We start from the raw sequence: 13,256 nt of genomic DNA, 5'->3' as shown, positions 1-13,256 counted from the left end.
TCAAGCATGTCACAAGGACGCAGCATTCGACTCTTTTTAGTAGACGGTTCACCTAAAGGTTTATTGACCGCAGAAATTATGAATTGGACAGGGCATGTGCTAACAGGCCCTAGAACCAAACTATCAGAGCTGGTGCAACGTCCAGAAAGCAAACGAACGGGTATCTATTTTTTAGTGGGTAGTGACCCTGAAGGCGGGGCGCTGCCTTTAGTGTATATCGGTGAGAGTGATGATGTTAGTGTCAGGCTCAAGCAGCATAATCGAACACAGGAATCAGGTGGCAAGGACTTTTGGGAGCATGTCTGGCTCGTCACAAGCAAAGATCAAAACCTAACTAAAGCCCATGCTAAATATTTAGAAAGCCAGCTTATACGAAGTGTAAGTCAAAGCGGATTGTGTCAGTTAGAAAATGGAACGGCTCATGAGTACGTCAATTTGCCCGAGTCAGATCAGGCAGATATGGCGTTTTTTATGGAGCAGTTGCGTACTATCTTGCCGGTGTTAGGTTTTGACTATTTGCGCAGCCCAGTCAACGAGATAAACGAACACCATAAAACAACAAACATACCAGCGGAATCTCCTTTATTTACCTTTGCTATGCCCACCAAAGGCATTAAAGCGCAGGCCAAAGAAATAGAAGGTCAGTTTGTTGTATTAGCTGGATCTTCAGCTAGAGCCAGATGGGAAGGTACCGCTGGTGGTTATGAAAGCCTCTACGAGCAGCTTTGTGCTAGCGAAACGTTGATCAAAACAGAATCAGGGCAGCGTACTTTTGCTGTGGATACGGTTTTTTCTAGCCCCAGTGCAGCGGCGGCAGTAGTGGCAGGGCGTAGTGCGAATGGGCGCAAGTCTTGGGTAGTTGAGGGAAAAGCTTTAACATATGGTGCTTGGCAAGAGCAGCAGCTTGATGGTGAGGTAAGTGATGAGTAGTTTTATCGAAAGTGGTCACATTGCTTTTTTAATGGTAGTAGATCAATAGTTAGGAGAAGGCTCTTAAAGTCTGCTGTTAGTCATAGCGCGCACCTCTATAGTAACTGAGAGGGTTAGGCTATACTCCTTGCAACTAATTATTTTTTAACTCATTCTCTCCCAAGCAGACCCATGAATCAAAGTGTACACAACAAGCTCGTTTCTTTTATTTGGTCTATTGCAGATGATTGTTTACGCGATGTATATGTTAGGGGTAAGTACAGAGATGTTATCTTGCCGATGGTAGTCTTGCGTAGACTTGATGCGTTATTAGAAAGCACCAAAGAAAAAGTATTAGAAGAAGTACGCTTTCAAAAAGAAGAAATGGGGCTAATCGAGCTAGATGAACACCCATTGCGTCGTGAGGCAGGTTATGTGTTTTATAACACGAGCGACTGGACTCTTAAAAAATTGCACCAAACTGCCAGTAATAACCAGCAAATACTGATAGCTAACTTTGAGGATTACCTCAATGGTTTTAGCTCTAATGTTCAAGAGATCATAGAGTGCTTTAATTTACGGGCTCAAGTTCGCCACATGGCAAGCCGTGATGTGCTCTTAGACGTGTTAGAGAAATTTGTTTCTCCTTATATCAATCTCACTACTGAAAGTACTGCTGATCCAGACGGTAACCTTCTGCCCGCTTTGTCTAACTTGGGTATGGGTTATGTGTTTGAGGAGTTGATTCGTCGCTTCAATGAGGAAAATAACGAAGAGGCAGGTGAGCACTTTACACCACGTGAGGTTATCGAGTTAATGACGCATCTGGTTTTTGAACCAATTGCTAATCAGCTGCCTTTAACCATCACTGTCTATGACCCTGTTTGTGGTAGTGGTGGGATGTTAACCGAAGCACAAAACCTAATCGAAGAGAAATATCAAACTGCCGATCATACCCGTGATGTGTATTTGTACGGTAAAGAGATTAATGACGAAACCTACGCTATCTGTAAGTCAGACATGATGATCAAAGGGAATAACCCAGAGAACATTCGTATGGGCTCAACGTTGGCCACAGATGAGTTTGCTGGGATGCAGTTCGATGTCATGTTATCCAACCCCCCTTACGGTAAAAGTTGGAACTCGGATTTAAAGTACATCAAAAGCGGTAATGATGTTATTGACCCTCGTTTTAAAGTACAGCTTAAAAATTACTGGGGGGAACACGAAGAAGTAGATGCAACACCACGTTCTAGCGATGGGCAGCTTTTATTCTTGATGGAAATGGTCAACAAGATGAAGGACCCTGTTGCGAGTGCAATAGGCTCACGCATTGCTTCTGTTCATAATGGGTCTAGTTTGTTTACTGGTGATGCAGGCAGTGGTGAAAGTAATATTCGTCGTTATTTAATTGAAAACGATTTACTTGAGGCCATTATTCAACTGCCTAATAACCTGTTTTACAACACAGGAATCACGACTTATATTTGGTTATTAAGTAATAAAAAAACGCCTGAGCGCCAAGGAAAAGTGCAGCTGATTGATGGCAGTTTATTATTTAGTAAGCTACGTAAAAATTTAGGCAATAAAAACTGTGAGTTAACCTCCGATCATATCGATACTATCGTTGCTACCTATAAAAAGTTGGCAGAGGTAGAGCGTGAGTTAGACCAGCAACAAGAGCCTAGAGGCATTGCCAGCCAAGTCTTTGAGAATCATGAGTTAGGTTATTACAAGGTCACCATAGAGCGCCCAGATCGTCGCAGTGCTCAATTCACAACAGAGCGTATTGCTGATTTACGGTTTGATCGTAATTTGGCTGAAGTAATGGCATACGCTTATAAAGCTCATGGTGAAAAGGTGTATGACAAAGCCTTTTTAACTGCGTTACGTAAAGAGTTAGAGGCGTGGTGTGAAGGGCAAGGCATCACGCTAAACGCTACCGCACGTCGCCGTTTAGTCGATGTAGAGCATTGGACTAAGCAGCGCGACTTATATACTGCTGCGGTGAAATTACAGCAGCAAATAGGAGACAAATTTTACAATGACTTTAATGTCTTTAAAAAAGACGTCGACGGGGCATTAAAGGCCTTGGAGCTTCGTTTGTCTGCTTCTGATAAAAACAGCATTTTAAATGCAGTCAGCTGGTATGACGAGAATGCAGAGAAAGTGATAGCTCGTCGTCAGTTGTTGAAGGGAGATAAGTTAGATGAACTGCTTGATCACTTAGGCTGCACTGTGGAACAGCTTCCTGACTTTGGCTATTACCCCACGGGAAAAGCCCATGAGTATCAGACCTATGAGTCGAACAGTGATTTGCGTGATAGTGAGTCTATTCCACTAAAGCAAGGCATTCATGACTATTTCATGGCTGAGGTAAAGCCACATGTAGATGAGGCTTGGATCAATTTAGATTCAGTGCGTATTGGTTATGAGATTAGCTTTAACAAATATTTCTACCGTCATAAGCCCTTACGAAACTTAGAGGAAATCACGGCAGATATTTTAGCGTTAGAGCAGCAGGCTGATGGCTTGATTGCGCAGATTTTGGGAGTGGAGATTAAGGCAGTACAAGGGGAAGAGGCGTGAAGAGTTTAGTGAGCTTTCCTCGGTATGAGGTGTATAAGGAGTCGGGGGTTGATTGGCTTGGGGAAGTGCCAGAGCACTGGCTAGTGGTGAAAATGAAATATCTTTATGAAGATGTTTCTATTAAAAATAAGCCAGAAGCTGAGCTTTTATCGGTTACTCAGGATAAAGGTGTAGTTCCAAGAACATGGGTTGAAACCCGAATGGTAATGCCCTCTGGAAACTTGGAAAGCTTTAAGTTCATCTCAAAAGGTGACTTTGCTATCAGCTTAAGGTCTTTTGAAGGTGGCTTAGAGTATTGTCATCGTGATGGGATTATTAGTCCTGCTTATACAGTTTTAAAAAGAAAAAAACCTAACCTTAGTCAGGGTTTTTATAAATACCTCTTTAAAAGCAAAGCATTTATATCAGAATTGCAGACTTCTGTTGTAGGTATTAGAGAGGGGAAAAATATCAGTTATGATGAGCTTTGTTACTCTTTGCTTCCTATTGCAGGTGTAGATGAGCAAAAAAATATTGCCACATTTCTAAATCAAAAAACCACTCAAATTGACCAAGCTATTGAGATTAAGAAAAAGCAGATTGAGCTATTGAAAGAGCGGCAGAAGGTGATTATTCAACAGGCCGTGACAAAAGGCTTAGATCCCTCTGTCAAGATGAAAGACTCGGGTATTGAGTGGATTGGGGAAGTACCGGAGCATTGGGAAACAGTACGCTTCCGTAACTTTTTTAAATTCAATAGAGGTTTGAGTATTACTAAAGAGAATCTAAGAGATGAAGGAATACCATGCGTGAGTTATGGAGAGGTTCATTCAGAGTTTGGCTTTGAGGTTAATCCGAAAAAGCATAAGTTAATGTGTGTTAGTAATGATTATTTAGCTAAAAACAAGAATTCATTAATTAGAAAAGGAGATGTTGTTTACGCAGATACTTCTGAGGATATAGAAGGATCAGGTAACTTCACACAGTTGGTGACAAATGACATTGTTTTTGCAGGTTATCACACTATAATTTGCAAGCCATTAAAATCTATTAATTTTCGATATTTAGCGTATTGCCTTGACTCTATTTCGTATAGAAATCAAATTAGAAAACAGGTAAAAGGAGTTAAGGTATATAGCATTACTCAGTCAATTCTAAAAAATACTTATATTTGGCTTCCTTCAGATAGGGAGCAAGAAGAAATAACTCATTACTTAGATCAGATGAGATCACAGATAAAATTAGCTATTGAGACTGAAGAAAGGCAAATAAAAAAACTTCAAGAATACAAGTTCAGCCTTATTAATAGCGCCGTAACGGGCAAGATAAAAATCACCCCAGACATGATTGCCGCTGAGGAGTAGGTATGTTTATTGTCGATAGGCAGAGCAATCGGATTAGCTCGGTGCAAAACAAAAGCTTCAGTGAGTTAGAGTTAGGAGAGCGGAAGCATTTGCAGGAGTGGTTGGCGCATAAGCCGAGTGCTTTGGGCGAAGAGTTGTTGATTATACAAAAAGAATTTGACGGCTTTAATGAGACACGAGAGCGGCTTGATTTGTTGGCTTTAGACAAAGAAGGCAACCTTGTCATTATTGAAAATAAACTCGATGACAGCGGTCGAGATATGGTGTGGCAGGCGCTAAAGTACGCTTCCTACTGTGCCAGTCTTACTAAAACCCAAATACTGGGGATCTATCAAGATTACTTGCAGCGTTATCACGCAGCAGAGCAACCACCTTTAGATGCAACCACTCGCATTTGTGACTTCTTAGAGACTCCTGATTTAGCCGAGGTAAAACTCAATTTGGGCAATAGTCAGCGCATTATGTTGGTAGCAGCTAATTTTCGTAAAGAAGTAACGAGTACGGCACTCTGGCTCTTGGGGCAAGGTATCAGTGTGCAGTGCTTTAAGGTCACTCCTTACGTGTTGGCAGACCAGCTTCTAATTAATATCGACCAAATTATTCCTACGCCTGAAGCCAGTGAGTTAATGATTAGCATGAGCGCTAAGGAAGCCGAAGAAAAAAGTATAGAAGTTGTGGTACGGAACAGCCATAGAAAACGTCGTGCGTATTGGGAAGCGGTCTTAGAGGCTTTTCAAAAAAGTGACTGTAGGCTTTATGACAATATTAGTGCCAGTAAAGATCATTGGCTTTCTGCAGGGTCTGGTTTAAATGGCTGTGGCTATCAGTTAATTTTTAATAAGAATGAGTTACGGATTGAGATGTCATTAGCTCGTAGAACCGCTGAAGAAAGCAAGTTTTTGTTTGATTACTTTTATGCCCGTAAAGAGCAGATAGAGAAACGGTTTGGGCAAGCCTTAGATTGGCAACGCTTAGATGGAAGAAAAATGTCGCGTATTTGTTTTTCTCGTGTGCCCGATAGCTTTAATGAAAACAAATGGTCGGAATGGATAGAGTGGCATGTACGACACATGACCCGTTTTGAAAATGCCTTTAAGCCAGAGATAGATGGAGCAGTACAAGCGGTAGGGCAAATAGAAAAAATGTGAGGATGAGTGATGGTCAGTAAGACGAATGAGCGAGCCTTAGAAGCAACAATTGAGAAGCATTTAACAGGTACCTGCTTAGAAGAGCTTATAGGAACAACTACTAGCCCTGTGAAACCGACTAATGAACCCAGGGTTCATTATGTAAGTAAAGACTATGAGCTGGGCTTAGCGGCTAATTTTGATCCTCACTATGCGATTGATACGCATTATTTTTGGCAGTTTCTAGAGTCCACCCAAGCCTCAGAGCTTGAAAAGATAAAACGCTATAGTCCCCATGACTGGAAAGTAAAAATTCTAGAGCGCTTTGACCGTCTCATTAAACGGCATGGCATTGTTCATATGCTAAAAAAAGGCTTAGCGATTGACGATGCTCATTTTCACTTAATGTACCCTGCTCCATTAGCAAGCAGTAGCGAACGGGTCATCAAAGGTTTTTCCTCTAACATCTTTAGCTGCACACGACAAGTCCGTTACTCTCTACAAAACCCACTACAAGAAATTGACCTGGTGCTGTTTATTAACGGTATTGCCTTGGTTACCTTGGAGTTGAAAAACCCATGGACAGGCCAAACTGCTAGTTATCACGGGATAAGGCAGTATAAAAATGACCGTGATCCGCATCAGCCATTGCTACAGTTTGCGCGTTGCTTAGTGCATATGGCGGTGGATACGGACGAAGTCTACATGACGACAAAGCTTGCAGGTGCAAAGACGTTTTTCTTGCCATTTAACAAAGGAAATAATTATGGCAAGGGTAATCCACCTAACCCTTACGGACATAAAACAGCATACCTTTGGGAAGAGGTGTTCACAAAAAATAGCTTAGCAAATTTAATCCAGCATTTTGTACGCTTGGATGGTAAGCCTACAGATATCTTGAGCAAGCGTACATTGTTTTTCCCAAGGTATCATCAGTTAGATGTAGTAAGAAAGCTGATTGATCATGCTGCTCATCATGGAACAGGACACACCTATCTCATTCAGCACTCAGCTGGTTCTGGTAAGTCAAACTCGATCACATGGGCTGCTTATCAGTTGATTGAAACTTACCCCATTAGCCCACAGCTGACGGGGGCAAAAGATATTGATAGCCCGTTGTTTGACTCGGTCATTGTAGTCACGGATCGTCGTTTGCTAGATAAGCAACTACGCGAAAATATACGCGATTTTTCTGAGGTGAAAAATATCATTGCCCCTGCACACACTTCAGCAGATCTACGCAAAGCTCTAGAGACAGGAAAAAAGATCATTATTACTACTATCCAGAAGTTTCCTTTTATTATTGATGGGATTAGTGATCTGAGTGATAAGCGTTTTGCAGTAATTATTGATGAGGCTCATAGTTCTCAAAGCGGCTCTGCACATGACAACATGAATCGTGCTATGGGTAGAGAAGAGCACGATGAGGACATCGACCCACAAGATAAGATTTTGTCTGCAATGCAATCACGCAAAATGCGCGACAACGCCTCGTATTTTGCGTTTACAGCAACCCCTAAAAACACCACTTTAGAAAAGTTTGGAGTTAAGCAACCTGATGGCAGCTTTCAGCCTTTTCATTTGTACTCCATGAAGCAGGCTATAGAGGAAGGCTTTATTTTAGATGTCTTAGCGAACTACACTACCTATAAGTCGTATTACGAAATTCAAAAATCCATCCAAGACAATCCATTATTTGATAGTAAAAAAGCACAAAAAAAATTACGGGCTTATGTTGAGGGCAGTCAGCAAACGATTAACGTTAAAGCAGAAATCATGCTGGATCACTTTATTCCTCAAATTATCAATAGTAAAAAGCTACATGGCAAAGCTAAAGGGATGGTGATCACACAAAATATTGAGTCTGCGATTCGTTATTACTTAGCCATAAAACGTAGTTTAGCGAGCAAGTCTGATCCTTTTAAGGTGTTAATTGCGTTTTCAGGCGAGAAAGTTGTTGATGGCATCACCTATACTGAAGCAAGCTTGAATGGCTTCGCTGAATCTGAAACCAGTGAGCAGTTTGATACGGATGAATATCGTTTACTTGTGGTAGCTAACAAATACCTCACGGGATTTGATCAACCTAAGCTTTGTGCCATGTACGTTGATAAAAAGCTCTCTGGTGTATTGGCTGTACAAGCCCTCTCTAGGCTTAATCGCTCTGCACCTAAGTACGGTAAAAAAACGGAAGATCTATTTATCTTGGATTTTTTTAATACGGTAGAAGATATAGAAGCCGCTTTCGATCCTTTTTACACCGCTACCTCATTAACTGAGCCTACAGACGTTAACGTATTGCATGAGCTAAAAGATATGCTTGGTGATGTAGGAGTGTATGAGTGGGAAGAGGTTGAAGCATTTAATCGTTTATATTTTGATGGAGTAGATGCCCAAGCACTGAGTCCAATTATTGACACGGTGGCTTATCGATTCAATGAAGAACTGGGATTAAATGACGAAGAAAAAATTGACTTCAAAGTGAAAGCCAAGCAGTTTGTGAAAATTTACGGTCAAATGGCAGCGATTATTCCTTACGAAATAATCGAATGGGAAAAGCTATTTTGGCTACTCAAGTTCCTCATTCCTAAACTACACGTAAGGGATAAAGAAAAAGATGCCGTCGATGCTCTTTTAGAGTCTGTAGATTTGGCTTCTTATGGTTTAGAGCGCGTTAAATTAAACCATTCAATTCATTTACAAGAAGAGGAAGGCGAGTTAAACCCTCTGAATCCAAATCCCCGTGGAGCTCATAATGTAGACGAAGAAAAAGACGCTTTAGATAACATTATTCGCCACTTTAATGAGCGTTGGTTCCAAGGGTGGAGTGCTACACCTGAAGAGCAGCGAGTCAAATTCGTGAGCTTGACTGAAAGCATAAAATCTCATCCCGATTTTAAAGTGAAGTATCAGGAAGAGCCGGACGCCCAAAATCGTCGTCTTGCTTTTGAGCGAATTCTAAACGAGATTATGCTAGATCGCCGCCGTAATGACCTTGAGTTCTATCGCTTGTTTGCGAGTGATGCTGCATTTAAAGCATCATTAGGGCAGAGCTTGCAGAATGTGTTGGGGTAGTTTGCAAGTTAAAGAAAGGGAGGGATCATAGAACATTAAGACATGGCTACGTATAAAGCCTCTGGTATTTATTTTATTGTGAATGATCCCAATGACTGATAGAAATAATAGGTAATCCATGCTATCCGTTGGAGCTATTACAACAAGTTATGAATGTGAGGTTGGATATTTGATTTGATCTTTAGTCTGGGGTAACCTATGGGTACTTTTAGATATTTTTTGTTAAGAAATGATCTAAATGGCTTATTGATTACTCCTATGTCAAGAGGAAGGGCACTAAGAATACTTAGTAAACTAATCCATCTGGATGTTAGGGATACTCCACATTTCCGTGGTGAGCTCACCACGCTAATGAGAGCGTATAGCGATATTAGCAATACATAATCAATATACACTATGGTAAAAACTGAGCCCAAGACAAAGCCATATCTTGTCTTGTAGACTGGAGCTTAAAGCTTGAGCATCTGGTCGGTGAATGCTGTAAGAGGCTTCGCCTGGCGGTGGCGGCGAGCAAGGGGGGCTCAACCTTGCGCCATCGGATATATGAGAATGAATAATAAAGATTGGTATAGACAAAGAAACTACGCTCATTTTGATAAGGCACTTTCAAAAAAAGAAGCTAAAGCTCTTGTTGAGAACCCTGGTAGGGTTTCCCGTCATGCTTTTTGGCCTTTAATCGTTAGTCCTATTAAGTCTATTTCAAGAAAAAAAGTTGAAAATAGCTCTCACAGAAAAATAAATATAAAATACAGACCTATCGCATATGCAGCGCACAGTGATAGTCATATCTACACTTATTATGCAAAGAAATTATCTGAATCTTTAGAGGATAGATATAAAAAAGATCCGATTTGCGATCAATCAGTCTTGGCCTATAGATCCTTTTATCCTAAAAAAAGCAATATTAATTTTGCATCTGAAGCCTTTGAGACTATAAAAGAGCTAGGGAGTTGTGAAGTAATTGCTTTGGACGTCAAAGGGTTTTTCGACAACATGGATCCTATTCAGCTAAAGCGCTCTTGGCAACAACTGTTAGGAGTTAAACGACTAGAGGCTGATCACTATGCTGTTTTTAAGGCATGCACACAAAGTTATGGTATTGGTTTGCCTAAGCTACGAAATCTGTTTGGTGGGAGTGTACGTCGTAGAAGAGGAAAGAATGGCACAGCTATATGCTGCCCTCCAATCTTCAGGGAAAAAGTTGTTCCTGAATTAAAACCTTTATCGATACTAGTAAGCGATATTAAAAAAGAAAGTGGGAGTGATATACGTAAAGGAATCCCACAAGGCTTACCAATCAGTGCAGTGTTAGCCAACGTTTATATGCTAGAGACGGATCGAGTTCTTGCAAGATATCTTCGCATGTTGGGAGGGCAATACCAAAGATATAGTGATGATATTTTGCTAATAGTTCCAGCAGGAAAAGGGGTATACGCTGAGATTGCTCTAGTTAGAAAATTGAATAGGCTCAAGTTAAGTATTCAACAAAGCAAAACACAGCGCTTATTAGTTTATGAAAATAGATCAAGCAAGAAACTCGAGGTTAGAAATGTAAAAAACGGTGAGGTTTCTGTGATCCCTTACCTTGGGTTTGATTTTTGCGGGAGCTCAATTGCGGTTCGCTCCTCTACGATCTCTAGATTTATGATTAAAGCCAAAAGAGCTATTAAAAGAGCGGAGATAGCCGCCATGAAAAGTGGCACCCCACTGAAAAAACGACAGCTTTATGCCCGTCTAACTACATTAGGCTATGGTGATGCTTATGGAAAAAAAGTTCATGAAAGTCCTCCTGTTCTCCCTAAAGGAGCTCCTCGGCTAGGTTTCTTTAAGTATATGGAAAGAGCCAGTCAGATAACCTCAAGTAAGAGAATATATAGGCAGATAATAAAAGTTGATCAGAGAATACACCGCCTAATTGATCAAGCTGAGAAAAGAGTTAAGCGAAACTTAGAATAAAACGCTCAAAGTTGTTTGTTCAAATAAACCCTTTCTCCGCAAACGACTCACACCCCTCCATTCCTACCACAATATGATCCAATACCCTTACATCCACCAAAGCCAACGCATCCCGTAGCTGCTTCGTCAGTTCAATGTCTGCCTGACTGGGCGTAGGGTCTCCCGATGGGTGGTTGTGGGTCATGATAATGGCAGCCGCATTGCGTTTTAAAGCCAGCTTAACCACTTCTCTAGGGTGAACAGGGGCTTGGGTGAAGCTGCGGCCTTTACCTAGACGTTTTAGCGAGCTGATTCGCCATTGTTAAGATATCCGCTGCCGAAAGCACGTTGGACTCCAGCAGGTACAGGCCAGACGTGGGGCAGGCTTTCATTTTGTGATAACGCACGATCATTTCCTTTAGACGTAAAAAATGCCACCTTTTAGGGTGGCGTTTATACTGTATGGGTAGAGTAGTGCTTAGCTTACCGTAGCCATCACTCAATATTCTGCGCCTGCTCACGCAACTGTTCTATCAGCAGCTTTAAATCTATGGCGGTGCGCGTGACCTCGATAGAGCCCGCTTTAGAGCCTAAAGTGTTGGCTTCGCGGTTCATTTCCTGAAAGAGAAAATCAAGGCGTTTGCCAATGCTGCCCGCACGGGTTTTACCGTGTTTGGCGGGTTTTGTTTCAGGCGCTAATATGACGGATAGCTCTTGGATATGCGAACGCAAACGGGTTATTTCCTCGGCCACATCAATACGTAAAGAAAATAATGAGGACTCTTGCGCAATACGTGTCGATAGCTCGGTGCCGGTAATTTGCGCAAAGCCTTCGGGGCTAATAGCAGTTAAGGCTTCAGTTAAGCGTTGAGTTATTTTGTTTTGATGCTCAATTAATAGCTCGGGCAAATGTTGCTCTACAAAATCCACCAACTCAGTCATTTGTTGAGCGGTCTCAAGCATTGTGGTGGCTAAGCGCAAGCCTTCACGTTCTTTAGAAGCATCGAGGTCATCTAAGGCAGAGTTCAAATTGTGCAGTAGGACGGGTAGCCAGACCTCGTGATCTAGACCTTGTTCTTGTTGGCTTAGGGCAATAATTTCGCCTAGTCGGGGTGCAGGCACATCGGCGATCACTTCACGCGTTTGCTGTAATTGTTTAGCCAGCTGCTGCAATAAATCGGGGTGAATAAGTTGGGCTTTAGCCGTAAAAGCCCGTTGAAAATTAACACGTAGCTCTACTTTTCCGCGCTGTAAACGCTGACCGAGTATTTCTCGGATCGGGGCTTCGCTAAAGCGTAGCTCTTCAGGCAGGCGAAGCTGTACATCTAAATAACGGTTATTCACACTACGGAGTTCCATAGTGATGGTGCCAGCGTCTAGCTCTGTGCGGGCATTAGCAAATGCGGTCATGCTGCGAATCATACTGTTCCTTATCTTTTTAGGCGCGGATGATCTATTGTAGGCTAGAGCATAGCTCGTAGTACACTAGAGGTTTAAGGGGTTTTTATGACAGTTATGCAGCGTTTTAATGGGCGTGCCGCCGATGCTTTGCGTCCGCTTCAGTTTGAATTGGGCATCAGTAAATATGCCGAGGGCTCCGTATTGGTCAAGATGGGTGATACCCACGTGTTATGTAATGCCAGCGTACTTGAAAAAGTACCCTCATTTATGCGTGGGCAGGGCAAGGGCTGGGTAACAGCCGAATACAGCATGCTGCCGCGTTCTACACATACTCGCTCAGATCGCGAGGCCGTGCGTGGTAAACAAAGTGGGCGTACGCAGGAAATTCAACGTCTTATTGGTCGTAGTTTACGCGCAGCATTTAATCTAGAAGCCCTAGGCGAGCGCACTATCCACCTTGATTGCGATGTGCTTCAAGCCGATGGCGGTACACGTTGCGCCAGCATTACTGGCGCATGGGTGGCTGCTGCCTTAGCGGTTGCCCATCTAAAACAACAGGGTGCTCTGGTTGCCGACCAACCGGTTATTACAAGCCAAGTCGCCGCTGTGTCTGTCGGCCTTAGCCAAAACCAAGCCATCTTAGACTTGGATTACATCGAAGACTCTAGCTGTGGTGCAGATGTAAATGTGGTGCTTTCTAGTCAAGCTGTACACGCCGATGCACTCAAAATGATCGAAATCCAAGGCACAGCCGAAGGCCAAGTCTTTAGTCGTCACCAACTTAACCAATTATTGGACTATGCAGAAAAAGGGGCGCTAGAGCTCATGCACGCTCAGGCCCAGTTACTTCAAGCTCATCAAATCCATTATTAATCGT

At 42.3% G+C, this 13,256-nt stretch carries 8 protein-coding genes and 1 pseudogene; 7 read left to right on the top strand and 2 right to left on the bottom strand.

Features of this window, described 5'->3' with window-relative positions:
• Window positions 1–6: 6 nt before the first annotated feature.
• The 6 genes from GGR41_RS03795 to GGR41_RS03770 all read left to right on the top strand — a co-directional run bounded on the left by GGR41_RS03795 (window position 7) and on the right by GGR41_RS03770 (window position 10,999).
• Window positions 7–930 (top strand): GIY-YIG nuclease family protein, encoded by a 924-nt coding sequence (locus tag GGR41_RS03795; protein WP_167660699.1) that lies wholly within the window; start codon window positions 7–9, stop codon window positions 928–930.
• Window positions 931–1,101: 171 nt separating this feature from the next.
• Window positions 1,102–3,498 carry a type I restriction-modification system subunit M gene (locus tag GGR41_RS03790; RefSeq protein ID WP_167660698.1) on the top strand — a complete coding sequence of 799 codons (2,397 nt, stop codon included), beginning with the start codon at window positions 1,102–1,104 and terminating at the stop codon, window positions 3,496–3,498.
• Complete coding sequence (locus GGR41_RS13235) at window positions 3,495–4,841, top strand: restriction endonuclease subunit S (protein ID WP_209279722.1); 1,347 nt, start codon at window positions 3,495–3,497, stop codon at window positions 4,839–4,841. Before GGR41_RS03790 ends, GGR41_RS13235 begins: the two co-directional genes overlap by 4 nt.
• 2 nt (window positions 4,842–4,843) lie before the next feature.
• Complete coding sequence (locus GGR41_RS03780) at window positions 4,844–5,989, top strand: DUF4268 domain-containing protein (RefSeq protein ID WP_167660697.1); 1,146 nt, start codon at window positions 4,844–4,846, stop codon at window positions 5,987–5,989.
• A 9-nt stretch (window positions 5,990–5,998) separates the two neighbouring features.
• Window positions 5,999–9,043 carry a type I restriction endonuclease subunit R gene (locus tag GGR41_RS03775; protein ID WP_167660696.1) on the top strand — a complete coding sequence of 1,015 codons (3,045 nt, stop codon included), beginning with the start codon at window positions 5,999–6,001 and terminating at the stop codon, window positions 9,041–9,043.
• Between the two features lie 549 nt (window positions 9,044–9,592).
• Complete coding sequence (locus GGR41_RS03770; RefSeq protein ID WP_167660695.1) at window positions 9,593–10,999, top strand: reverse transcriptase domain-containing protein; 1,407 nt, start codon at window positions 9,593–9,595, stop codon at window positions 10,997–10,999.
• Between the two features lie 19 nt (window positions 11,000–11,018).
• On the opposite strand, the pseudogene GGR41_RS03765 reads toward GGR41_RS03770, so the two are convergent.
• Window positions 11,019–11,246, bottom strand: a pseudogene (locus tag GGR41_RS03765) (JAB domain-containing protein); the annotation flags it as partial.
• Window positions 11,247–11,473: 227 nt separating this feature from the next.
• A complete protein-coding gene (locus tag GGR41_RS03760; protein WP_167660694.1) occupies window positions 11,474–12,400 on the bottom strand; it encodes a YicC/YloC family endoribonuclease in 927 nt (308 codons plus the stop codon).
• An 84-nt stretch (window positions 12,401–12,484) separates the two neighbouring features.
• Between GGR41_RS03760 and rph the strand changes: the two genes are divergently transcribed.
• Window positions 12,485–13,252 (top strand): ribonuclease PH, encoded by a 768-nt coding sequence (rph, locus tag GGR41_RS03755; RefSeq protein ID WP_167660693.1) that lies wholly within the window; start codon window positions 12,485–12,487, stop codon window positions 13,250–13,252.
• The last annotated feature ends 4 nt before the right edge of the window (window positions 13,253–13,256 follow it).

This window comes from Paenalcaligenes hominis, from assembly GCF_011927625.1.
Classification (GTDB): domain Bacteria; phylum Pseudomonadota; class Gammaproteobacteria; order Burkholderiales; family Burkholderiaceae_B; genus Paenalcaligenes; species Paenalcaligenes hominis.
Note: the sequence above shows the minus strand (reverse complement) of the source record. Positions and strands in the feature narration are given on the sequence as shown.

What these genes read in the sequence shown, in the direction of transcription:
- GGR41_RS03780 (WP_167660697.1), top strand. Translation starts at nt 4,844, where the DNA reads ATGTTTATTGTCGATAGGCAGAGCAATCGGATTAGCTCGGTGCAAAAC.
- rph (WP_167660693.1), top strand. Translation starts at nt 12,485, where the DNA reads ATGACAGTTATGCAGCGTTTTAATGGGCGTGCCGCCGATGCTTTGCGT.
- GGR41_RS03770 (WP_167660695.1), top strand. Translation starts at nt 9,593, where the DNA reads ATGAATAATAAAGATTGGTATAGACAAAGAAACTACGCTCATTTTGAT.
- GGR41_RS03760 (WP_167660694.1), bottom strand. Translation starts at nt 12,400, where the DNA reads ATGATTCGCAGCATGACCGCATTTGCTAATGCCCGCACAGAGCTAGAC.
- GGR41_RS03775 (WP_167660696.1), top strand. Translation starts at nt 5,999, where the DNA reads ATGGTCAGTAAGACGAATGAGCGAGCCTTAGAAGCAACAATTGAGAAG.
- GGR41_RS03795 (WP_167660699.1), top strand. Translation starts at nt 7, where the DNA reads ATGTCACAAGGACGCAGCATTCGACTCTTTTTAGTAGACGGTTCACCT.
- GGR41_RS03790 (WP_167660698.1), top strand. Translation starts at nt 1,102, where the DNA reads ATGAATCAAAGTGTACACAACAAGCTCGTTTCTTTTATTTGGTCTATT.